The sequence below is a fragment of the Streptomyces sp. NPDC046759 genome (assembly GCF_040645475.1).
Classification (GTDB): domain Bacteria; phylum Actinomycetota; class Actinomycetes; order Streptomycetales; family Streptomycetaceae; genus Streptomyces.
The window spans coordinates 1-22825 of record NZ_JBEYYJ010000037.1; the positions used below are offsets into that span (position 1 = coordinate 1).

Genomic DNA, 22825 nt, shown 5'->3' on the forward strand with positions numbered 1-22825 from the left:
TCGGTGTTTCCGACTCTATCAGATCTTTTCGATCCGATTTCCTCGGTGCTTTCCAGGTTCTCGCTCTCGCGTTTCCCTTTCCGGCGGTTCCGACTCTATCAGATCCTTTCGGCGTCTGACTCCCAGTCAGGGGGGTTTGTCTTCCCGGCCCTTGGGCCGTTCCGACGTCTCAAACCTTAGCGGATCCGCTCGGCGATTCCCAATCGGGGCGCGGCTTCCATTCGAATTGAATTCGGGCGCGCCGAAATCAACCCGTCCGGGAGATCGTGCTGAAGGTGTGAGGGGTGCCGCTCGGGGCGGCGGATGCTGCCGAAGAACCGTTACGGTTCCGTGGCAACCCGAAGAACTTTACGGGTCCCGTAGGGGCGTGTCAACACCCGCTGTCAAGATCTTTTACAGCGGTCTCAGTCGAGGTCGCTGAGGCGGCCGCCGGCGTCCGGCTGAGCGTGTTCGACCCTGCGCAAGAGCCTGGTCAGGACCTCGCCGAGCACCGCGCGCTCCGCCGGCGTGAGGTCCTGGAGCAGGTCCTCCTCGAAGACGGTCGCCAGGCGCATCGCCTCCAGCCACTTCTCTCGTCCCTCTGCGGTCAGCTCCACGATGACCCGTACACGGTTGGACTCGTCCCTTTCCCGGGTGACCAGTCCTTCGGAGACCATGCGGTCGATCCGGTGGGTCATCGCGGCCGGGGTGAGGCCGAGTCGCTTGGCTAGGTCGCTGGGGCCCATGCGATAGGGGGCGCCCGAGAGGACCAGTGCCTTGAGGACCTCCCACTCGGCGCTGCTGATGCCGAGGTCGGCGGTCTGGCGGCCGTAGGCGACGTTCATGCGGCGGTTGAGCCGGGACAGCGCCGACACGATCTTCTCGACCTGGGGGTCGAGGTCCCGGAACTCCCGCTGGTAGGCGGCGATCTGCTCTTCGAGCGTCGGCTCTGTGACGTCGGGGGCGGTGTCGGCCATGGCCGCAGTATCGCACGCGGTGCCTTTGCCTTGAAGTCCTTCGGTGTGTACTCTTTAGCTTCGAACTTTAGCTTTGAAGTCTTCACTCCTAACTAGTGAGAGAGGTGAACGTGACCAGGGCGATGGGCGCAGCGATGCGCCGGATCCACGTGGGCAACGCACTCAGCGCGTTCGGGCTCGGTTTCACGGTCCCGTACCTGTACGTCTACGTGGCGCAGGTGCGAGGCCTCGGGGCCATGACGGCGGGACTCGTGCTCGCTGTCTTCGCCATAGCCGCGCTGATCGTGCTGCCGTTCGCCGGCCGGGCGATCGTGCGGCGCGGCCCACTGCCGGTCCTGCTCGCCGCCCTGGTCACCGCCGCTCTCGGTGCGCTCTGCCTGGGCCTCGCGGGCAGCGCCGCCGCCGTACTGCTGTCTGCCGCGGCGCTCGGTGCCGGGCAGGCCGTGATGCAGCCGGCGCTGGCGACCATGATCGTGGACTGCTCGACCGCCGACACCCGGTCGCGGGCCTTCGCGATGCAGTTCTTCCTGCAGAACCTGGGGCTCGGTGTGGGCGGCCTCATCGGCGGCCACCTCGTCGACACCACGCACGTGTCCTCGTTCACGCTGCTGTTCGCGATCGAGGCGGCGATCTTCCTGCTGCTGGTCGCGTTGATGGCGACCGTGCGGATGCCGCATGCGCTCCGCGTCGAGGGCGCGCCCGCAAAGTCGGCGAAGGGCAGCTGGAAGCGGCTGCTCGCGAACCGGGCGATGGTGCAGCTGTGTGTGCTGGGCTTCGTGCTGTTCTTCGCCTGCTACGGCCAGTTCGAGTCGGGGCTGAGCGCCTACGGCGTGGAGGCGGCCGGGATATCCACCTCCGCGCTCGGAACAGCTCTGGCCGCCAACACGCTGATGATCGTGGTCGCCCAGTTCGCCGTGCTGAGGCTGGTGGAGCGCAGCCGGCGGTCCCGGGTCATCGCCGGTGTCGGTCTGATCTGGGCCGGGGCCTGGCTGGCCGCCGGCTACGCGGGGCTGGGGCACGGCAGCCAGGAGATGGCGACGGCCGCGTTCGTGTCGACGTACGCGCTGTTCGGGCTGGGCGAGGCGATGCTGTCGCCGACGGTCGCGCCGCTCGTCGCTGATCTTGCGCCGGAAGGCATGGCCGGGCAGTACAACTCGGCGTTCGCGCTGGTCAAGCAGCTGGCGCTGGCCGTCGGTCCGGCGGTGGGCGGCCCGCTGGGGGCCTCGCTGCACGCGCCGTACATCGTGACGTTCCTGTTGTTCTCGCTGGGCATCACGGTGCTGGCGCTGCGGCTCGGTAGGCGGCTCACCCCGGCGCAGGACCGGCCTTGGCCGGCTCGCGGGACCCGGGTGGTGGCCCGAGGTGGCGCGCCCGCGGAGCCGGTGTCCGCGGAGGCGTAGGTGCCCCGACGGGCCACGGGGAAGCAGACGGGCCGCGGGGAGGTGCGCGAGCGGCCACGGCGACACCGCACCCGGCGGCGGGCCGCACTCCCCGCGGCGCCTGGTGCTGCGACCGGAAAGCTTCACCGGCTCGCGACGCCCGGCACGGCACTAGCCCTTCGGCAGCAGGAACTCGCACCACACCGCCTTGCCGCCGCCCGGCGTCCTGCGGCAGCCCCAGTGGGACGCGATGGTCGCCACGATCGCGATGCCCCGTCCTGACTCGTCGCTGGGTTCGGCGCGGCGGCGCCGGGGAAGGTGGTCGTCGCCGTCGGTGACCTCGATGATCAGGCGGCGGTCGGTGCGGCGGAGGCGCAGCCGCATGGGCGGGGTGCCGTGCTGGAGGGAGTTGGCGACCAACTCGCTCGTGGCGAGCACGCCGAGATCGTGCAGCTCGACCGGGAAGCGCCAGCTCGTCAGCACGCCGGAGGCGAAGGCACGGGCGCGAGGAGCCGCTTCGACGCCGCCGAGGAGTTCCAGCGCCGCGTTGCGGAACAGCTCGCCGTCGGGGCCCGTACGGGCGGGGTGCTGGAGGACGAGGACGGCCACGTCGTCGTCGTGGTCGGCGGTGACGCCGGCCGAGCGGACCAGGCGGTCGCAGACGACCTGGGGGGTGCCGGTCGCGCCGGCCAGGGCGCGCGCCAGGGAGGCGATCCCCTCGTCCAGGTCCTCGTTGCGGCGCTCGACCAGGCCGTCCGTGTAGAGGACCGCCGTGGAGCCGGGGCCCAGCGCGATGGAGCCGGACGCGTGGATCCAGCCGCCGGTGCCGAGCGGCGGCCCGGTGGGCTCGTCCGCGCGGGTGACCGTGCCGTTCTCGTCGCGGACCAGGATCGGAAGGTGCCCTGCGGAGGCGTACACCAGCCGGCCCTCATTGGGGTCGTGTACGGCGTAGACGCAGGTGGCGATCTGGTTGGCGTCGATCTCGGTGGCGAGGCCGTCGAGGAGCTGGAGCACCTCGTGCGGGGGCAGGTCGAGGCGGGCGTAGGCGCGGACGGCCGTGCGGAGCTGGCCCATCACCGCGGCGGCGCGCACGCCGCGCCCCATGACGTCGCCGATGACGAGGGCCGTGCGGCCGCCGCCGAGGGTGATCACGTCGTACCAGTCGCCGCCGACCGCCGCCTCCGTGCCACCGGGGTGGTAGGTGGCGGCGATGCGCAGGTCGTCGGGCTGTTCGAGCTCCTGCGGCAGGAGCGAGCGCTGGAGGGTCACGGCGGTCTCGCGCTGGCGGCGCTCGCTGGCGCGCAGGCGTTCGGCGGCCTCGGCGTGGTCGGTGACGTCGGTGGCGAAGACGAGGACGCCGCCGTCGCGGGCGCCGTCCTCGGCGACCGGCGTGCAGGTGAAGGTGTACGAGCGGCCGTCGACGGCCTTGCGGGACTTCAGATTGCGGGGCTTGCCGCTGCGCAGCACCTGGTCGAGCAGCGGGAGCAGGCCCAGCTCGGCGAGTTCGGGGAGCACCTCCCGCGCGGGTGCGCCCATCGGCCGTACGCCGAAGGCCGCCTCGTAGGCGTCGTTGACGTAGGCGATGCGGTGGTCGGGGCCGTGCACCAGGGCGACGAGGGCCGGGACGCGGTCGAGGACGTCGCGCGCGGGCAGTTCGTCGACGGCGGGCACCGGGGGTGTGTCGCCGGCCGGCTGTTCGGCGCGGGCCGCGGGCACGGAGCCTTCCCCCCGCCGGTCCGGGGAGACCGGGGTCTCGGTCCGCGCGGCGGCGCGGCGCTGCGTTCCGGGGAGCCGGGCGCTCCAGCGCGTGAAGTTCACTTGGGAAGAAGCCTCGTGGGTGCTGAGGGCGGGCGGGTGGCCCGTCCGAGGACGTGGGGCAGTCTGGCAGGGTGCGCGCCGCGGCGACATCCGTCAGACGCCTGGGCGTGCTGGGGAGTTCCTGGGTCCGGTCAGGACGACCCCTTCGGGTCGTCCGAGGGGCTGTGAGGAGGCTTTCCACCGGCAGCGAGTTCGAACTCCGCTCGCGGGTGTTCGAGCGAACCGAGCGAGACGATCTCCCGTTTGAAGAGCCCGGCCAGGGTCCATTCCGCCAGCACACGGGCCTTTCGGTTGAAGGTGGGCACCCTGCTGAGGTGGTAGACGCGGTGCATGAACCAGGCAGGGTAGCCCTTCAGCTTGCGCCCGTAGACCTGGGCGACGCCTTTGTGCAGCCCGAGGGAGGCGACCGAGCCGACGTACGCGTGGGCGTACGTCTCCAGCGGCTCGCCGCGCAGCGCGTGGGCGATGTTGTCGGCGAGGACCCTGGCCTGCCGGACGGCGTGCTGGGCGTTGGGGGCGGTCTCCGTGCCGGGTTCGGCGGCGGTGACGTCCGGTACGGCCGCCGCGTCACCGGCTCCCCAGGCGTGTTCGGTGCCGTCGACCGTCAGCTGGGCGGTGCACTTGAGCCGGCCGCGCTCGGTCAGCGGCAGGTCGGTGGCGGCGAGCAGGGGGTGCGCTTTGACGCCGGCGGTCCACACGACCGTGCGGGTCGGGAAGCGCTGGCCGTCGCTGAGCACGGCGACGCGGTCGGCGCAGGAGTCCAGGCGGGTATTGAGCCGCACCTGGATGTTGCGGCGGCGCAGCTGGGTGACGGTGTAGCGGCCCATCTCCGCGCCGACCTCGGGCAGGATCCGGTCCGAGGCCTCCACGAGGATCCACTTCAGGTCCTCGGGGCGCACGTTGTGGTAATAGCGGGCGGTGTAGCGGGCCATGTCCTCCAGCTCGGCGAGTGCCTCCACGCCCGCGTAGCCGCCGCCGACGAAGACGAAGGTGAGGGCGGCGTCACGGATCGCGGGGTCGCGGGTGGAGGAGGCGATGTCCATCTGCTCGATGACGTGGTTGCGCAGGCCGATGGCCTCTTCGACGGTCTTGAAGCCGATGCCGTGCTCGGCGAGGCCGGGGACGGGCAGCGTGCGGGAGATCGAGCCGGGGGCGAGCACCAGTTCGTCGTAGCCGAGGAGTTCGGCCGGCCTGCCCTCCTCCGCGGTGGCGAGCGTGCTGACGGCGGCGGTGCGCACGGCGTGGTCGACGGACGTCACCTCCCCGATGACGACATGGCACCGGTCCAGGACACGACGCAGCGGTACGACGACATGGCGAGGGGAGATCGAACCCGCGGCCGCTTCGGGAAGGAACGGCTGATACGTCATGTAGGGGTCGGGAGTGACGACGGTGATGTCGACCTCGCCCCGCCTGAGCTCGCCCTTCAGCTTCCGCTGGAGACGCAGTGCCGTGTACATCCCGACGTAGCCACCGCCGACAACCAGAATGCGCGCACGTTCCTTCACCATCCCATGACGCACCCGGCGCAGTTGTTTGTCCACAGCCCCGGCAATTTGTGTGACCGGCGGCCTGGTGTGCGCGGGACCGGGCGCGCCGTCGGGACGGGACGAAAGGGGGCAGGTCAGCGAGGGCGGGCGATGGGGAACGAAGACGGAGAAACAGGATGTACCAGACCCGTACTCCGATCGGGGGGCGCACTGTGCGGAACCTGCCCCTTCTGAATTGACTTCCTCTCAACTATGTTCGTGTGTCGACGGGGTGTAGGGAATGTGGTCGAACGGGTGCCGCGACGGGCGGACCCGGTCGAGACCGGCGTCAGTTCCAGGCACTCCGGATTCTGACGGGGAGTCTCCGGGGGGAGACGTCATTTACCGGGGGAACACATGCATGTTCAGGACACGCATTGGTCATCTGCAGCCGCCATCGCCTCGGCCGGCGGGGCGGTGAGCCCGGCGGTGGGCAACGGGCGCGCGGACGGGCCGCGTGCGACACCGCTGCGGGTGGACGCACAGCGCAATCTGGAGCACGTGCTGCGTGCGGCGCGTGAGGTCTTCGGCGAGCTGGGGTACGGCGCGCCGATGGAGGACGTAGCACGGCGGGCGCGGGTGGGTGTCGGCACGGTGTACCGGCGCTTTCCCAGCAAGGACGTACTGGTCCGGCGGATAGCCGAGGAGGAGACCGCGCGGCTGACCGAGCAGGCGCGGGCCGCGCTCGGCCAGGAGGACGAGCCGTGGTCGGCACTGTCCCGGTTCCTGCGGACGTCCGTGGCGTCGGGGGCGGGGCGGTTGCTGCCGCCGCAGGTGCTGGCCGGCTCCGCCGATCCGGCCGGATCCGTCGAGGAGGCGCGGGTGCCTCAGCAGCGGGTGCAGCCGGGGGCCGGTGAGCTGCGGCTGGTGCCGGGAGAGGCCGCCGGGGCCGGCGACGACAGTGGCGTCGGGGCCTTGCTGGAGGTGGTCGGGCAGCTGGTGGAGCGGGCCCGGGCGGCTGGTGAGCTGCGGGCGGACGTGTCCGTCGGGGATGTGCTGCTGGTGATCGCCACGGCGGCGCCGTCCCTGCCCGATGCCGCGCAGCAGGCGGCGGCGTCCGCCCGGCTGCTGGACATCTTGCTGGAGGGACTGCGGTCCCGGCCCGCGTAGGGGGGCCGGGAGCCGGTTCGGTGGGCGGCGTGCGCAGTCGTGGGGCCTGCGGGTCGTAGGTGACTGTTCGTGCCGTCCCCCGCACCCCGTGGGGTACGGCTCACTCGTCCGGGTAGTGGCCGTGGGCCGGTGATGACCACAGCCCTCGGACGAGTGGATGCCGTGAACTTGCGGGCCTCGGCCGAAGGACGGTGTGGCACGCTGAGCCGGTGACGGGTTGGGCTGGGCCGGTGCCGGGGGCTTTCCGCGATGGGCGTTGACGGGTGGGACGAGTCACGCGGGGACGACGCGGGCGCGGAGGCCGCCGGTCCGACCCCGCCCCAGGTGCCGAAACAGGGCGGGCGTCCGGCTTCCCCCGGCGCGCGGGGCGACGCGAGCGTGCCGGCCCAGCGCGGCCGCAGCGTGCTGCCACCGCCCCGGGAGGCGTCACCCGACGACGGCGAGCTGATCGGGCGGATGCGCGGCGGCGACGACTCCGCGTACGAGGAGCTCTACCGGCGGCATGCGGATGCCGTACGGCGGTATGCGCGCACCTGCTGCCGGGACGGGCACACCGCCGAAGACCTCACCGCCGAGGTCTTCGCCCGGATGCTGCAGGCGGTGCGCGGCGGGTCGGGGCCCGAGCACGCCGTGCGGGCCTATCTGCTGACCTCGCTGCGGCGCGTCGCCGCGCACTGGACCAGGTCCGCCCGGCGCGAGCAGCTCGTCGACGACTTCGCCGTCTTCGCCCAGCAGGCCTCGAGCGCCTCCGAGGTGTCCGACGGGACCGCATCCATGGGCTCCTTCGGAGCCGGCCCGGAGCTCGGCGCCGATGTGCGGGCGATGCACGAGGCCGAGCAGTCCATGGCCATGCGGGCCTTCCGCTCGCTGCCCCAGCGCTGGCAGGCCGTGCTGTGGCACACCGAGGTGGAGGACGAGTCCCCGAGCGAGGTGGCCGTGCTGTTCGGGCTGGACGCCAACGGCACGCGCGTGCTGGCGAGCCGCGCCCGCGAGGGACTGAAGCAGGCGTACCTGCAGGCCCATGTCAGCGCCTCCCTGGCCGGTGACGGGGAGTGCGCCCGCTACGCCGACCAGCTCGGCACCTTCGCCCGCCGCAAACTGCGCATCCGCGCCGAACGGGGCCTGCGCAAGCACCTGGAGGAATGCGCCAAGTGCCGGCTGGCGGCCGCGCAGATCGAGGAGGTCGCCGGCGGCATCCCCGGTGTCGTCCCGGTCGCGGTCATCGGCTGGTTCGGGGCCGCCGGGTACGCCAAGGCCGCCGCGATCGTCGCCGGCAGCGCCGGGGCCGGGGCGGCGGGTGCCGCAGCGGCCACCGGGTCGTCCGGCGGGGCCGGCGGCGCGGGTGGGGCCGCGGTCTCCGAGGGACTCGGGGCGCCGGTGAAGGCGGGGATCGCGGCCGGTGTGGTCGCGGTGGCCGCCGCCGCGGTGGCGCTGGCTCTCGTGAACCACGGCCATCCACCCGCGAAGGAGGTCGCCGAGCCGTCGCCGTCGGCGCCCGTCGTCCAGCCCCCTGCGCCCGAGCCGGCCCCGACACGGAAGAAGCCCTCGCCGCAACCGGTGGTGCTCGCGCCCCGGCCGGCGCCCGCGCCGGCGCCGGCCCCGAAACCCACGCCCACGCCGGCTCCCCGGCCCGAACCGACTCCTACTCCGACCCCCGCCCCGACCCCCACGCCCGAACCCAGACCGACCCCGACGCCCACCCCGACGCCCACGCCGCCGCCCGCGCCCACCGTCTACGAACTGAGCGACCTCACCTACGACGTCGACGGCGACGGCACCCGGCCCGAGATCCGGATCGCCGGGAGCAGCTGGGTGTGGCAGCGCTACGGCATGTCGATCGACGGCAGGCAGTACGCGCGCGGGGCGACCGTGCACGGCGAGTCGTCCGTCACCATCTCCCTCAACCGGCAGTGCACCTCCTACGACGCACTGGCCGGGGTGGACGACCTGACGTTCGGCCTCGGCAAGGTGACCTTCTCCGTGTACGCCGACGAGGTGCGGCTGTGGCGGTCCGGGACGGTCGACGGCCACGACCGGGCCGTGCCCGTCCATGTGGACCTCACCGGACGGCGGACCGTACGGCTCGTCGTGCGGCCGCACAGCAACGTCTTCGACGAGGCGGCGCTCGCGGACTGGGCCAGGGCCCGGTTCACCTGCCGGTAGCCGTCACCGGCCGTGCTCCGCGGGCGCCCGCGCGCCGGCCAGGTCCCGCAGCACCTCGGCCGCGCCGAACAACGCGCCCCGGGCCCGCTCGGCCGCGAATTGCTCGGACGACAGGACCGTGCGGGCCTCGGCCTGGACCCGGGCGGCCTCGCTGCACTCCGGCTCGGGACGCGGATTGCCGTCACGCCAGTGGTCCGCGGCGGCGAACAGCCGGACGGCACCCGCCAGATCGCCGCACCGGGCCCGCAGACCGGCAGCCGTGTCCACCAGCACCGCCGTGATCGCCTCGGAGCACCGCTGTGCCACGGCCTCCCGCAGGGCCTCCGCGATGATCGGCAGGCCGTGCGCGGGACCCGACGCGTCGGCGGCGAGGAGCGCCTCGACGGTGCGCAGGCCCGCCACGAACTGCGGTGGCGGGGTGCCGCCGCCGGTCACCGCGCGGGTCGCCTCGCACAGCTCGCGGGCACGGGCGGTCTGCCCGTCGTGCAGGGCGATGTGGGCGCGCATCAGCAGCACGAAGGCCCGTGATTCCGGCACCGCGTACCGGTCGGCGGCCACTCCCGCCTCGTCCAGGGCGGCGAGGGCGGCCCCCGGGTCGCCGGAGCGGTAGGCGATCTCGGCGAGCCGGGCCATCAGGAACGGCGACTCGGCGTAGGCCCCCACCTCGTAGGCCAGCCGCAACGCCTCCTCGTACTCACCGCGCGCCTCGGCGAACCTGCCGCGGGCCATGGCGGCCTCACCGGCGGCGCTGCACACCTGTGCCCGCATCCAGCGGTCCCCGACGCGCCGGCTGAGCGTCCGCAGCTCGGCCAGGTCCTCGTCCACGCCGCGCAGGTTGCCCGGGGAGTCGACGATCACGTGCGTGCGGTACATGAGCGAGACGCCGGTCTCCCAGTCGCCGCCGTGGGCGCGGCAGTTGGCGACGGCCCTGCCCATGTCCGGGCCGAGGTCCGAGGGGCCGCCCAGGTAGTAGGAGGTCAGCGGCCAGACGATGCCCGGGAGCCGGGCGGCCTGGGGACCGCCGCACTCGAAGGCGGCACGGACACGCGCGAGGTACTCCGGGGCGCGCGGGTCGGCCGCGAGGTGCTCGCTGCTCGACTCGGAGGTCAGGAACAGGTCGAGCATCCGCAGGTCCATCCGCAGTTCCCGCAGCGGATGCCCGGCCTCTCCGTCGGGCACGGCGAGCAGGGCGCCGACCGGGTCGGCCGACTCCACGAGGACCACCAGGTCGTCGCCGGCGGAGGGCTCGAGGGGGCGCGCGAGGGTGCCGGAAGGTTCGGGGGGGCCGGAGGGCGCGAGGGCGTCCAGGGCCACGCCCAGGCGCAGCACCAGCCGGACCCAGGACACCGCCTCCCGGCGGTGGTTGCGCAGCCACCAGAACCAGCCGATGGCCAGCACGATCGCGCCCGCCTCCGCCTCGTCACCGGCGCTCACGGAACGGTCCAGCGCCGCCCGGACGTTGTCGAGTTCGGTCTCCAGGCGAGAGATCCACGGCAGTTGGTCCGCCGACCGCAGGCGCGGCTCGGCCTCCTCGACCAGCGCCCGTACCCACGCGCGGTGCCGTCGCTCGGCCGCGGCGCGCAGTCCCGGGACCTCGGCCGCGCGCTCGGTGGCGTACTCGTGGATGGTCTCCAGCAATCGGTAGCGCATGCCGCCGGAGCCGTCGGGACTGCAGGGTGCGGCCACGACGAGGGACTTGTCCACGAGGGCGCCGATCAGGTCGGCCGCCGGGCCGGTGCACACGGCCTCGGCCGCCGCGAGGTCCCAGCCGCCGGCGAACACCGACACCTCGCGCAGCACCGTGCGCTCGTGCTCGTCCAGCAGGTCCCAGGACCAGTCGACGACCGCGCGCAGGGTCTGCTGGCGCGGCAGGACCGTGCGGCTTCCGGAGGTGAGCAGGCGGAAGCGGTCGTCGAGCCGGTCGGCGATCTGCCGCGGGGTCAGCAGCCTGAGCCGGGCTGCGGCCAGCTCGATGGCGAGCGGCAGCCCGTCCAGACGGCGGCAGATCTCCGCGACGGCCTGGGTGTCGACGAGCACCGCGTCGGCGTCGGGACGGACGGCCTTCGCGCGCTCGGCGAACAGGCGGTGCGCCTGCTCCGGGACCAGGGGCTCGACCGGGCGCACCGACTCACCGGGGACGCCCAGGGGTTCGCGGCTGGTCGCGAGGATCGTGAGCCCCGGGCAGTGGGTGAGGAGGGTCTCGGCGAGGGCGGCGGCGGCGCCGATGACATGTTCGCAGTTGTCAAGGACCAGGAGGTGGCTGCGCGCGGCGCAGTACTCGATCAGCAGGGCGACGGGGTCGGCCTGCGGGGGCGCCAGCTCGTTGGTCAGCAGCACGGTCTCGCGCAGACCGAGCGCGCTGACCACCGCGCCGGGCACCGCCTCCGGACGGTCGAGCGGGGCCAGCTCGACCAGCCACGCCTGCAAAAGCCCTGCGGCGGCCTCCTCGGCGAGACGGGTCTTCCCCGAGCCGCCCGGTCCGGTGAGCGTGACCAGGCGGGCCCTGTGCACATCGGAACGAATGGCTTCGAGCTCCGGTTCCCGCCCGACGAACGACGTCAGGCGGGGGCGGATGTTGCCGGTGCGCTCGGGGGGTCGAGCGGGCGCGCGCCGCGCCTTCGGCTGCGCCGGTTCCTCCTGGTGGAGCAACGACGCGTGCAGGGCGCGCAGTTCCGGACCCGGGTCGGCGCCGAGGGTGTCGGAGAGGGTGCGGCGGACGGACTCGTACGCGGCGAGGGCGTCGGCGGGGCGGCCCGCGTCGCGCAGGGCGCGGATGAGGAGGGCGTGCAGCGGCTCGTCGAGCCGGTGGGCCGCGGTGAGTTCGGTCAGCTCCGGTACGACGTCCGGGGCACGGCCGAGGTCGAGGGCGGCGGCGGCCCGGGCCCGGGTCGCCTCCAGCCGCAGGGCCTCGGGGCGGGTGGCCGCGGTGCGGTCGGGGAGGTCGGCGAGGGCGGGGCCGTGCCACAGGGCCAGGGCCTCGGTGAGGGCGCGGTGGGCGGTGGCCGGGTCGCCTGCGGTGAGCGCCTTGGTGCCGGTGTGGACGAGGCCCTCGAAGACGTACAGGTCCACGTCGTCCTCGGCTGCCTCCAGGCGGTAGCCGCCGGGCGTGGAGGCGACGGTGTGCCGGCCGAGGGTGCGGCGGAGGCGGCCGACCAGGGCCTGGAGGGCGGCGGGGGCGTCGTGGGGCGGGTCGTCCCCCCAGACCTCGTCGATCAGGGTGTCGGGGGTGGCGGTCCGGGAGGGGCGCAGGGCCAGGGCGGTGAGCAGTGCGCGCAGGCGCCGGCCGCCGATGGGTACGGGGGTGCCCCGGTCGTCCGCTGCTTGGGTCACGCCCAGGATTCCGTACCGCACCTGGTCATTGTCGCCGGGAGGCCCGGGGCGGGGCACGGGGGTTTCGTCGGCCGCGCCTCGATCGTTGCCCTGGTACTGCCCCGGCGGCACGGCTGCCCGCGGTCACGGAACCTGCCGGCGGGGCCCGGCTGCAGCTCCCCGGGGGGCGCGGGACACCGCGCGACCGGCCATGACGGGCCCGCAGAGCCGAACGGCGTGGCGACGGGCCCGCGGAGCCGCACGGCGGGGCGGCCTCCTTCACAGCCCCCTCATGCGCCGGAGGCCAAGGCTCCCCGACGCGGCTGGATCCCGGAGGGCACCGCACGCGCGCGTGCCGGTGTTCCCGTCCAGCAGGTTCCGCGGCGGGAGAGGAGGCGGCGGAGCCAGAGTTCCAGGGAGACGAGGTCGGCGAGGCCGTCCAGGGGGAGCGGGTCGCCGGTGGCGGCGTCGCGGAGGCCCTTGCGGATGACGCGGGCCTCCACCAGGCCGGCGTCGGCGAGGAGGGGGGTGGCGAACAGGTCCTGGAGGGGGCCGGACGCCACGCGCAGGCCCGTGCGTGCGGCCGCCGCCGAGGAGGCGTGGGAGGGGGCACCCCAGCCGGGCGGGAGGTCGGTGACGCCGGCGCCTTCCAGGACCGTACGGAGGATGGCGGCGCGGGCGCCGGGCTGGACGCGCAGGGCCTCGGGGAGGGCGCGGCAGGCACGGACGACCTGGTTGTCGAGGAACGGCGCGTGCAGGCGCTGGGAGCGGATCTCCGCGGCCTGTTCCAGGACGCGCAGGTCGGCGGCGTGACGGGCGAGGGCGGCACGCGCGCGATAGTCGCCGGGGCGCTGGCCGGGACCGGCGGCGGAGCGGTCGGCCTCCGCCTGAAGCAGAACCGATACTTCGGCCAGCGCCTCCCCCGTCAGCCAGCGGGCCGCCGGCCCGGGTCTGGCCCAGCTCAGTGCGGCGAGGGAGGCGCCGACCGCTCCCTCGGGTTCGTCGAAGCCGCGCCGCATCAGCCGCTCGGCCAGCACTTCCAGTCCGTTCCGGTAGGGCGTGCGGGCGAGCCGGCGGGCCGCGCCGTACACGCGCGCGGGGACCATCACCGAGCCGTCGGCCTTGGCCAGCGCGGCGACCGGACGGACCAGGTGGCGCCGTTTGCGGTCCATGAGGAGGTCGGCGAGGCGCGCGGGATGGGCGTCCAGGACCTGTCGGGCGCCGTGGCCGGTGAAGTGGTCGGCGCTGCCCGCGGCGAGCCGCGCGCGGTGCCGGGCGGCGGTGACCAGCGAGGGTCCGGGTTCGTCGGTGAGGGGGCCGTCGAGTTCTGCGTACGGCAGGGTCTCCTCGGCGCCGGTGACCACCACGTGGTGCAGCCGGGGGTTGGCGGCGAGGGCGCCGGCGCGTTCCAGTTCGGCCTCGCGGCCGCCGACGGTCAGATCGTTGAAGGTGACGGCGACGAGCCGCTCGCCCGCCCCGGTGCCGTGGCCGAGGAGGGTGCCGGGTCTGCCGGGCAGCCCGGCGGCCAGCAGCGCGAGGGTGCCGGAGGCGGGACCGCCGGAGAGGTCGGCGCCGATGCCGGGCACGGGCATCCCGCGCCGGGCCCGCCGCTCGGCCGGCCCCATGCCGGGCACCGGGCCGGGGTCGAGGTCGGGCACGTGCCGGGGCGCCGACAACCGCACGCGCACCGCCTCCACCAGGGCGTCCCGGACGGCGTCCACGGCGCGGTCGGGATCGGCCGGGGCCGCGGCCACGGCGAGGGAGGCCACCGGCTCGTACCCGGCGATCTCACGCACCCCGGCGCGCAGCACCAGGGCGTGCCCCGGCGGTACACGCCGTACGCCCTCGTACGGGGTGGTGTCGCGCAGCGCGGCCGGGACGTCCGGGGCGGCGAGCAGGGCGGCCAGGTGGCCGAAGTCGAGGTTGGCCTCGATGAGGTCGGCGAGCGGCAGTGCGGCGGTGGCGTAGGCGGTTCCGCCGGCCCAGGGGGTGTGGAACACCGGGCGTGCGCCGGCGAGATCGCCGCAGACGGTGATGCGGCGGCCGACCTTGACGACGGCCGTGTAGCTGCCCGGCCAGGCCGTCAGATGGCGCAGTGCGCCCCCGCGCGCGGTGAACAGGCCGCGGCGCAGCTCCTCGTCGGAGGCGCCGCAGATGCCGAGGACGGCGATGCGGTTGTCCGCGTCGGCCTTCACCACGCGCACCTCGTCCGGGCGCCAGTCGCCGACGGCCCACAGCGGATCCGGGTCGCCCCACAGGAGTTGGGAGCCGACGGGGTGCAGGGTCTCGCCGTCGTAGCCGGTGGCGCCCGCGGAGCCGAACCCGGCGACGCCCGCGGCGGTGCTGCTCCAACCCACCAACCACCGCATCGACGCCTCCACAGGCTGTGGACAACAGTGCACCGTACGAACCGGATCCCCATGCTGCCACGAAGGGCGCGTTGTGGAGGGGCGGCGGCACCGGCTTCGATCGAGGGAAACGCGAACGGAACTTACGGCCCGACGAGGAAGGCCGACAGGCACCGAGCCGGTCGGTCATCGGGCGTTCACGATGAGTACGACGCGAATGCGCCCCCTGTGCGCTCCCTGAAGACGCCCTTCGCGCCCTCAAGTTGCATGGTCGGAGCGGAAATCAACCCTCACGGGCGAGGTCGATTTTCAGCCAAACATGCGAACACGGCCCGGAGTTGAGCACGCTCCGTACAGGCCTGCCGGACGCACGGCGGCGCGGACACGCGCACAGTCCGGGAGGCGGGCATCGCCTCCCGGACCGGTCCGCCACCCGCGGGGATGAAGGTGGCGGTGTCCCCCAGCCCACTGGATCCAGTACAGCGGGCCGACCCACGCAAGACCCATGGAACCGCTCCCCCGATGGCCGGAGAAAGGCGCACGGACGGGCGCACGGCCACACGGGCGGGGGCACGCGGCGACAGACCGTGCACAGTGCGTACAGGACCGCACTTCCGTACGGACCACAATCCCGCCAACCGGAACAATGCCCCTTAACGCTTGGGATGCGGCGAACTACGCTGGGTTTACGAATGCCGCGTGGTTATGCCCGCGCGGCAGCCGTCTGTGTCGAGGGGTGGCGCATGTCCAGGGAGCAACGCGGGCCGAACGAAAAGCTCGGCGCCGTTCTCGCCCTCGCGGGAATCAGCAACGCAGGACTCGCCAGGCGCGTCAACGACCTTGGGGCGCAACGCGGGTTGACTCTTCGCTACGACAAGACCTCGGTGGCGCGCTGGGTGTCGAAGGGGATGGTGCCGCAGGGTGCGGCGCCGCACCTCATCGCGGCCGCCATCGGGCAGAAGCTCGGCCGCCCGGTGCCGCTCCACGAGATCGGTCTGGCGGACGCGGATCCCGCGCCCGAAGTGGGCCTCGCCTTCCCCAGAGACGTAGGACAGGCGGTGAGGTCGGCGACGGAGCTGTACCGTCTCGACTTCGCCGGGCGCCGGGCCGGCTCCGGCGGCATCTGGCAGTCGCTCGCGGGGTCGTTCGCAGTGAGCGCATACGCAACGCCCGCCTCACGATGGCTGATAACCCCCGCCGACAGCTCGGTCGCGCGGGAGGCGGGCTCCGCGGAGGGCTCCGGCGCACCGATCAAAGTCGGCCACAGCGATGTGCAGAAGCTGCAGGAGGCCGCCGAGGACGCCAGGCGGTGGGACTCCAAGTACGGCGGCGGGGACTGGCGTTCGTCGATGGTGCCGGAGTGCCTGCGGGTGGAGGCGGCGCCGCTGCTGCTCGGCTCGTACTCCGACGAGGTGGGCCGGGCACTGTTCGGGGCCACCGCGGAACTCACCCGGCTCGCCGGGTGGATGGCCTTCGACACCGGCCAGCAGGAGGCGGCGCAGCGGTACTACATCCAGGCGCTGCGGCTCGCGCGCGCGGCGGCGGACGTGCCGCTGGGCGGCTATGTGCTGGCCTCGATGTCGCTGCAGGCGACGTACCGCGGCTTCGGCGACGAGGGGGTCGATCTGGCGCAGGCCGCGCTGGAGCGGAACCGGGGGCTGGCGACCGCGCGGACGATGAGTTTCTTCCGGCTGGTGGAGGCGCGGGCACACGCGCGTGCGAGCGACGCCCAGGCGGCGGGTGCCGCACTGAAGGCGGCCGAGGGATGGCTCGAGCGGTCCAGGGAAGGGGACAATGATCCTTCTTGGCTTGGTTTTTATGGCTATGATCGGTTTGCCGCGGATGCGGCCGAGTGCTATCGCGATCTGAAGGCGCCCCGGCAGGTGCGGCGGTTCACCGAGCAGGCGCTGTCGAAGCCGACGGAGGAGTTCGTGCGGTCGCACGGGCTGCGGCTGGTGGTCTCGGCCGTCGCCGAGCTGGAGTCCGGGAATCTCGACGCCGCCTGCGAGCAGGGGGTGCGGGCCGTGGAGGTGGCCGGTCGGATCTCTTCGGCCCGGACCACGGAGTACGTGAAGGACCTGCTGCACCGGCTGGAGCCGTACGGGGACGAGCCGCGGGTGGTGGAGCTCAGGGAGCGGGCCCGGCCGCTGCTGATGATGGCCCCCGCCTGAGCTGTGACACCGGACACTCCCGGCGTTTGAAGGCGTTGTCAGTGGCGCAGTGCACTATCGAGGTCGGAGGTGGTGCAGGTGCGGGTCGGTGCGTACGACTGTGACGTGCTCGTGGTCGGCGGCGGGATCGTCGGGCTGTCCACGGCGTATGCGATCACGCGGGCCGCACCCGGCACCCGGGTGACCGTGCTGGAGAAGGAGCCGGGGCCGGCCCGGCACCAGACGGGACGCAACAGCGGGGTGATCCACAGCGGGATCTACTACCGCCCCGGCTCGCTCAAGGCGCGGTACGCGGTGCGGGGTGCCGCCGAGATGGTGAAGTTCTGCGCCGAGTACGGCATCGCGCACGCCGTCACCGGCAAGTTGATCGTCGCCACGGAGCGGGAGGAGCTGCCCCGGCTGCACGCACTCGTGCAGCGGGGCCGTGAGAACGGCATTCCGGTGCGGGAGCTGGGCCCCGCGCAGATCGGTGAGTACGAGCCGGAGGTGCGCGGTCTCGCCGCGATACACGTCGGCACCACCGGGGTGTGCGACTTTGTGGGCGTCGCCCGGCAGCTCGCCCACGCATCGGGGGCCGAGATCCGCTACGGCGCCCGGGTCGTCCGGGTCGACCGGCGGCCCGAGCGCGGCGTGGCCGTCCTCACCTCGGGCGGGGAGGTCGTCCGCGCGCGCGTGCTGGTGAACTGCGCCGGGCTGTACTGCGACGAGCTGGCGCGGCTGACCGGGGACGAGCCCGAGGTGCGCATCGTGCCCTTCCGCGGGGAGTACTACGAGCTGGCACGGCCGGAACTGGTGCGCGGGCTGGTGTACCCGGTGCCGGATCCGGCGTTCCCGTTCCTCGGCGTCCATCTGACCCGGGGCATCGACGGCGGCGTGCACATCGGACCCAACGCGGTGCCGGCGCTGGCCCGGGAGGGGTACGGCTGGGGCGTCGTACGACCCCGCGAGCTGGCCGGTACGGTGGCGTGGCCGGGGTCCTGGGCGATCGCCCGGCGGCACTGGAGATACGGCGCGGGGGAACTGCACCGCTCGCTGTCGAAGGGGGCGTTCCTGGAGGCCGTGCGCAGACTGCTGCCCGCGGTGGAGTCGGACGACCTGGTCCGGGCGGCTGCCGGGGTGCGGGCGCAGGCGGTGCTGCGGGACGGGACGCTGGTGGACGACTTCCTGATCAAGGAGGGGGCCCGTGCGGTGCACGTGCTGAACGCGCCCTCGCCCGCCGCCACCGCCTCGCTTCCGATCGGCAGGGAGGTCGGGCGCCGGGTGCTGGACATGCTCGGTCGGCCGTAGTGCCCGTACCCGTAAAATCGGAAGCACTGTGTCTGAGTCGCTGAACACCCCCGAAGCCCCCTCGCCGGCCCCCCACGCCCCCGGCATCCCCGTCCGGCACACCCGGGCCAAGGGGGAGCCGAGGTTTCCGGACGGGCCCAAGGCCGATCCCGCCGGGTCGCACTTCGAGCGGCGGATCCGGAGCTTCCAGCCGCGGCGCAGCCGCGTGACCGCGGGGCAGGCGGACGCGCTGCAGCGGCTGTGGCCCAAGTGGGGCCTCGACATCGACGGGCAGCGCATCCTCGACCTGGGCGAGCTGTTCGGGAACGACGGGCCGGTCGTGCTGGAGATCGGCTTCGGGATGGGAGAGGCCACCGCGCAGATGGCCGCCGCCGACCCGGACACCAACATCCTCGCCGTCGACGTGCACACTCCGGGCCAGGGCAATCTGCTGGCTCTCGCCGACGGCAAAGGACTGACCAACGTCCGGGTGGGCAACGGGGACGCGATCATCCTGCTCAGGGAGATGCTCTCCCCCGACTCCCTCGACGGGCTGCGGGTGTACTTCCCGGACCCCTGGCCCAAGAAGCGGCACCACAAGCGGCGGCTGATCCAGCCCGAGTTCCTGACGCTGGCCGCGACCCGGCTGAGACCCGGCGCGATCGTGCACTGCGCGACCGACTGGGAGCCGTACGCCGAACAGATGCTCGAGGTACTCACCGCGCACCCCGACTTCGAGAACACCCGGGCGGACGGCGGTTTCGCGCCGCGTCCGCAGTCCCGGCCGCTGACCCGTTTCGAGGGGCAGGGGCTGGACAAGGGACATGTGGTGAACGATCTGCTCTTCCGTCGCGTACCGCACCAGGACCGAGCACGCGAACCGCGTCAGGACCGATAAACCGCTCCAGCCCCTCGTCCCGCCACCGTTAGGGTCGATGCCGTGGCCACCTGTCCTCCGTTTCCGACGTACCCCCCGGGCCCCGACGGCCTTGTGCTGCGCCATCCGCACTGGTGGCAGCGGAAGTGGCTGCGGTACGGGGCGCTGATCACACTGCTGGCGCTGTCGGGCCTGGTCATCCTGGCCCTCGTGCGCAGCCAGACCGGTACGGAGGGGTTCCTCGTCGGACTCGGGCTGGCCGTGCTGCCCGTGCCCTGGCTCTTGGCCGCCTTCCGGTGGCTGGACCGGGTGGAGCCGGGCCCGTGGCGGAACCTGGCCTTCGCCTTCGCCTGGGGGGCGTGCGCGGCGGCACTGATAGCCATCGTCGCCAACAGCTTCGCGACCAAGTGGATAGCCACCGCCACCGCCGATCCGGCCGGTGCGGACACCCTGGGCGCCACCGTGATAGCGCCCATTGTGGAGGAGTCCGCCAAGGCCGCCGCCGTACTGCTCGTCTTCCTGTTCCGCAGACGCGACTTCACCGGGATCGTCGACGGGGTGGTGATCGCCGGCATCACCGCCACCGGGTTCGCGTTCACCGAGAACATCCTCTACCTGGGTACGGCCTTCGGCGCCGACCAGCTCAGCGGCGGCAGCGGCATCGCCTCCGTCACCGCCGCCACCTTCTTCGTGCGCATCGTGATGTCCCCGTTCGCGCACCCCTTGTTCACCACCCTCACCGGCATCGGCTTCGGCGTCGCCGCGCTCTCCGGGGAGCGGCAGCGTGTCCGGCGGGCGCTGCTGCCGCCGTGCGGGCTGCTGCTCGCGATGAGCATGCACGCCCTCTGGAACAGCTCCTCCACCTTCGGCGAGTTCGGGTTCTTCGCCGTCTACGGCGGGTTCATGGTGCCCGTGTTCGGGCTGCTGACCTGGCTCGCGGTCTGGACACGGCAGCGGGAGCTGCGCACGGTGCGGGAGGAGCTGCCGGCGTATGCGCTGGCCGGCTGGCTGGGGCCGGCCGAGCCCTTGGCGCTCGGATCGATGCGGGCGCGGCGGACGGCCCGTGACTACGCCCGGCACCACGGAGGCCGGCCAGCGGCGCGGACGGTGGCGCAGTACGAGGCGTACGCCACGTCGCTGGCCTTCCTGCGGTACCGGGGGCGCAAGGGGAAGACCGGGGCCGACTTCGTCGTACGGGAGCGGGAGCTGCTGGACGAGCTGTGGAAGCGGCGGGACGTGGCCCGGCCGGCCCTGGAATACGCGGCGAGGGCGGCGATGCCGGCACCGGTGTACTGGGCACCGACGCCCGCGGCGCCGGGGCCGGGGCCGGTCTACGGGTATCCGGTGGTTCCGTATACCGCCTACAACCCGTATCGGTCGTAGCCGTTCGGGCCGTGCCGGGTTCGGCACGGCCCGATCGCGCCGTCGTGGCGGAACGCCCTGCGCCGGGAGAGGGCCGGTGCCCTAGACCGATGCCTCCGTCAGCCGGGCCACTTCCCGCTCCGTCAGCCTCAGGTCGGCCACGCCCAGCAGCGCCGGGAGCTGGTCGACCGTGCGCGCCGAGGCGATGGGGGCCGTGACCGTCGGCTGGGCGGCCAGCCAGGCGAGGGCGACGGTGGCGACGGGGGCGTCATGGGCGGCGGCGATCTCGTCCAGAGCGGTGAGGACCTGCCGGCCGCGCTCGGAGTCCAGGTGCTTCGATGCTCCGCCGGCGCGGGCGCTGTCGACCGTCGTACCGGGGCGGTACTTGCCGGTCAGGAAGCCCGAGGCGAGGGAGAAGTAGGGAACGGCGGACAGGCCCTCCTTGGCGGCCAGATCCTGCAGCGGGCCCTCGTAGGTGTCGCGGGAGACCAGGTTGTAGTGGGGCTGGAGGGCGACGTAGCGGGCGAGGCCCTCTCGGTCGGAGAAGTCGAGGGAGGCCTTGAGGCGCTCGGGGCTGATGTTGGAGGCGGCGATGTGCCGGACCTTGCCGGCCTTCACCAGCTCGTCCAGCGCGCCGATGATCTCCTCGACCGGGACCTCGGGCTTGTCGAAGTGGGTGTAGTAGAGATCGATGTGGTCGGTGTCCAGGCGGCGCAGGGAGGCGTCGGCGGCGGCCTTGATGTTGGCGGCGGACAGGCCCTGGTACTCGGGGTGCTGGCTGACCTTGGTGGCGATGACGACGTCGGCGCGGTTGCCGCGGGCCTTGACCCACTTGCCGATGATCGTCTCGGACTCACCGCCCTCGTTGCCCTCGACCCAGGCGGAGTAGGAGTCGGCGGTGTCGATGAAGTTGCCGCCGGCGGCCGCGTAGGCGTCGAGGACGGCGAAGGAGGTCTCCTCGTCGGCGGTCCAGCCGAAGACGTTGCCGCCCAGGGAGAGCGGGAAGACCTCGAGGTCGGAGGAACCGATTTTGCGTAGAGAAGTCATGCTTTACGCCAACGCCGGCGGAGGATGATCTCATTCCGTCGCCGGCGTCGGGATCGCCGGGAAAGCGGAGTCAGGGGTTGAGGCCCATCTCCCGCAGCCACGGCGCCGGGTCGATGGCCGTGGCCTGGCCGTTCGGGTGGACCTCCAGGTGCAGGTGCGGGCCGGTGACGTTGCCGGTGGCGCCGACCCGGCCGATGACCTCGCCCGTGGAGACCTTCTGGCCGACGGAGACGTTGATCGAGGACTGGTGGCAGAACCACAGCTCGGTGCCGTCGTCCAGGGTGAGGACCGTGCGGTAGCCGTAGGCGCCGGCCCAGCCCGCCTGGGTGACCGTGCCGCCGTGGATGGCCTTGATGAGGGTGCCGGTGGGGGCGGCGAAGTCGAGGCCGGTGTGGTAGCCGGAGGACCACATCGCGCCCGGCTGGCCGAAGGTGCCGGTGATCGTGTACGAGACGACCGGCAGCGTGTACTGCTTGGCCAGCTCGGCCAGCCGCTTGGCCTCGGCGGCCTGCTTGGCGTCGGCCTCCGCCTTCTCCTTGGCGGCGGTGGCCTTGGCGGCGGCGTCCTTCTCCGCCTTGGCCGCGGCGTCGGCGGTCTGCTTCTCGACGGCGGCGAGCGCGGCGGCGGTGGCTCTGCTGTCGGCCTTGTTCTGCTGCTGCTCGGCCTGGGCCATGATCCGGTTGCGCAGGGCCTCGCCGGCATTGCCGCTCTCGGCGCTGTCCGTGCTCACGCCGACCCTGCTCAGCCCGGCACTGGTGGCCTTGGGAGCGTCGGAGGAGCCGCCACCGAAGATGTGCTCGACGGAGTCCAGGTCCGGCAGGGATATGGAGACCGGGGGCTTGCCGGTGTTGGCGCTGGCCATGCCGCCCGCGCCGACCGCGGCCATCACGCCGACGCCGAGGACGGTGGAGCTGCGCGCGAAGCCGCCGCGCTGCTTGGCGACGCGGTGCCGTCCGCGGGCCGGGGAGAGGGAGTCCTCGGTGGGATTCCACTCCTCCCAGGGGCCCTCCTCGGGGCGGTAGGCGCCGTAGCCGAAGGTCTCGGGCTCGGCCCCCGCAGGAACGAACGGGGCTTGTGGGGCAGGCGGGTTGGACGCCACGCGGGCGTGCTCCTTTCCTTCCTCCGCCTACCGGGTTAGCTGACGGGTTCGGAGCAGGAAGGTCTCCTACGCGCGTATACCGGTCGTGGACTCGGTGCGTTCACAGAGTCCACTGCGGCATCCGCGTGATTCACCCCAGGGTTGGTGGTTCCCCGGCTCCCTTGTGGGATTCGGCGCGTGCGCACGGAGCCGTCTCTTGTGACGGCTGGGACGACCGCGCTGCGTTATCGAACGTTAATAGACCCACTGGGCACTTTCCAAGCCGTTCGGCTTGATCATTAACGCTTTCACCTGGGAACTTAACGGCCAGGAGTACTGCAAACCGGACGAGTTGACCGCCGTTCAGGAGTCTCGTTGTTTTTGATGGTGACTCAGTCGTGATGCGGACGGC

At 73.0% G+C, this 22825-nt stretch carries 14 protein-coding genes and 1 riboswitch; of the genes, 7 read left to right on the plus strand and 7 right to left on the minus strand.

Going from position 1 to position 22825, the window contains the following annotated elements; genetic code table 11:
- Positions 1 to 404: 404 nt before the first annotated feature.
- A complete protein-coding gene (locus tag ABZ919_RS35770) occupies positions 405 to 956 on the minus strand; it encodes a MarR family transcriptional regulator (protein ID WP_361256550.1) in 552 nt (183 codons plus the stop codon).
- Positions 957 to 1066: 110 nt separating this feature from the next.
- Here ABZ919_RS35770 and ABZ919_RS35775 point away from each other — a divergent pair, with 110 nt between their 5' ends.
- The gene (locus ABZ919_RS35775; RefSeq protein WP_361256553.1) at positions 1067 to 2356 is read left to right on the plus strand and encodes an MFS transporter; all 1290 of its coding nucleotides are present in this window, start codon (positions 1067 to 1069) and stop codon (positions 2354 to 2356) included.
- A 150-nt stretch (positions 2357 to 2506) separates the two neighbouring features.
- On the opposite strand, the gene ABZ919_RS35780 is transcribed toward ABZ919_RS35775, so the two are convergent.
- Positions 2507 to 4153 carry a SpoIIE family protein phosphatase gene (locus tag ABZ919_RS35780; protein WP_361256555.1) on the minus strand — a complete coding sequence of 549 codons (1647 nt, stop codon included), beginning with the start codon at positions 4151 to 4153 and terminating at the stop codon, positions 2507 to 2509.
- Between the two features lie 131 nt (positions 4154 to 4284).
- A complete protein-coding gene (locus ABZ919_RS35785; protein ID WP_361256558.1) occupies positions 4285 to 5664 on the minus strand; it encodes an NAD(P)/FAD-dependent oxidoreductase in 1380 nt (459 codons plus the stop codon).
- 375 nt (positions 5665 to 6039) lie between these two features.
- Here ABZ919_RS35785 and ABZ919_RS35790 point away from each other — a divergent pair, with 375 nt between their 5' ends.
- Both ABZ919_RS35790 and ABZ919_RS35795 read left to right on the plus strand, forming a co-directional pair.
- Positions 6040 to 6792 carry a helix-turn-helix domain-containing protein gene (locus ABZ919_RS35790; protein ID WP_361256561.1) on the plus strand — a complete coding sequence of 251 codons (753 nt, stop codon included), beginning with the start codon at positions 6040 to 6042 and terminating at the stop codon, positions 6790 to 6792.
- 249 nt (positions 6793 to 7041) lie between these two features.
- Positions 7042 to 8955 carry a sigma-70 family RNA polymerase sigma factor gene (locus tag ABZ919_RS35795; RefSeq protein WP_361256564.1) on the plus strand — a complete coding sequence of 638 codons (1914 nt, stop codon included), beginning with the start codon at positions 7042 to 7044 and terminating at the stop codon, positions 8953 to 8955.
- Positions 8956 to 8958: 3 nt separating this feature from the next.
- Here ABZ919_RS35795 and ABZ919_RS35800 read toward each other — a convergent pair whose 3' ends face one another.
- Together ABZ919_RS35800 and ABZ919_RS35805 are read right to left on the minus strand one after the other, a co-directional pair.
- Positions 8959 to 12306 carry a BTAD domain-containing putative transcriptional regulator gene (locus ABZ919_RS35800; protein ID WP_361256567.1) on the minus strand — a complete coding sequence of 1116 codons (3348 nt, stop codon included), beginning with the start codon at positions 12304 to 12306 and terminating at the stop codon, positions 8959 to 8961.
- A gap of 248 nt (positions 12307 to 12554) precedes the next feature.
- Entirely contained in the window at positions 12555 to 14633 is a 2079-nt protein-coding gene (locus ABZ919_RS35805) for an asparagine synthase-related protein (protein ID WP_361256570.1), read from the minus strand.
- Between the two features lie 722 nt (positions 14634 to 15355).
- On the opposite strand from ABZ919_RS35805, the gene ABZ919_RS35810 reads away from it, so the two are divergent.
- From ABZ919_RS35810 to ABZ919_RS35825, 4 genes are all read left to right on the plus strand, one after another.
- Positions 15356 to 16783: an MFS transporter gene (locus ABZ919_RS35810; protein WP_361256573.1), complete on the plus strand. Its 1428-nt coding sequence runs from the start codon at positions 15356 to 15358 to the stop codon at positions 16781 to 16783.
- A gap of 69 nt (positions 16784 to 16852) precedes the next feature.
- Complete coding sequence (lhgO, locus tag ABZ919_RS35815) at positions 16853 to 18070, plus strand: L-2-hydroxyglutarate oxidase (protein ID WP_361256576.1); 1218 nt, start codon at positions 16853 to 16855, stop codon at positions 18068 to 18070.
- A 28-nt stretch (positions 18071 to 18098) separates the two neighbouring features.
- Positions 18099 to 18947, plus strand: a complete 849-nt coding sequence (gene trmB, locus ABZ919_RS35820) for a tRNA (guanosine(46)-N7)-methyltransferase TrmB (protein ID WP_361256579.1) — start codon at positions 18099 to 18101, stop codon at positions 18945 to 18947.
- Positions 18948 to 18989: 42 nt separating this feature from the next.
- A complete protein-coding gene (locus ABZ919_RS35825) occupies positions 18990 to 20309 on the plus strand; it encodes a PrsW family intramembrane metalloprotease (protein WP_361256581.1) in 1320 nt (439 codons plus the stop codon).
- A gap of 81 nt (positions 20310 to 20390) precedes the next feature.
- Here the strand turns inward: ABZ919_RS35825 and ABZ919_RS35830 are convergent, their stop codons facing one another.
- Positions 20391 to 21335: an aldo/keto reductase gene (locus tag ABZ919_RS35830; RefSeq protein ID WP_361256584.1), complete on the minus strand. Its 945-nt coding sequence runs from the start codon at positions 21333 to 21335 to the stop codon at positions 20391 to 20393.
- Between the two features lie 70 nt (positions 21336 to 21405).
- Entirely contained in the window at positions 21406 to 22434 is a 1029-nt protein-coding gene (locus ABZ919_RS35835) for a M23 family metallopeptidase (protein WP_361256587.1), read from the minus strand.
- A 7-nt stretch (positions 22435 to 22441) separates the two neighbouring features.
- Positions 22442 to 22620, minus strand: a riboswitch (cyclic di-AMP (ydaO/yuaA leader).
- Positions 22621 to 22825: the final 205 nt, after the last annotated feature.

What these genes read in the sequence shown, in the direction of transcription:
- ABZ919_RS35770 (WP_361256550.1), bottom strand. Translation starts at nt 956, where the DNA reads ATGGCCGACACCGCCCCCGACGTCACAGAGCCGACGCTCGAAGAGCAG.
- ABZ919_RS35785 (WP_361256558.1), bottom strand. Translation starts at nt 5,664, where the DNA reads ATGGTGAAGGAACGTGCGCGCATTCTGGTTGTCGGCGGTGGCTACGTC.
- ABZ919_RS35790 (WP_361256561.1), top strand. Translation starts at nt 6,040, where the DNA reads ATGCATGTTCAGGACACGCATTGGTCATCTGCAGCCGCCATCGCCTCG.
- ABZ919_RS35795 (WP_361256564.1), top strand. Translation starts at nt 7,042, where the DNA reads ATGGGCGTTGACGGGTGGGACGAGTCACGCGGGGACGACGCGGGCGCG.
- ABZ919_RS35805 (WP_361256570.1), bottom strand. Translation starts at nt 14,633, where the DNA reads ATGCGGTGGTTGGTGGGTTGGAGCAGCACCGCCGCGGGCGTCGCCGGG.
- ABZ919_RS35810 (WP_361256573.1), top strand. Translation starts at nt 15,356, where the DNA reads ATGTCCAGGGAGCAACGCGGGCCGAACGAAAAGCTCGGCGCCGTTCTC.
- ABZ919_RS35830 (WP_361256584.1), bottom strand. Translation starts at nt 21,335, where the DNA reads ATGACTTCTCTACGCAAAATCGGTTCCTCCGACCTCGAGGTCTTCCCG.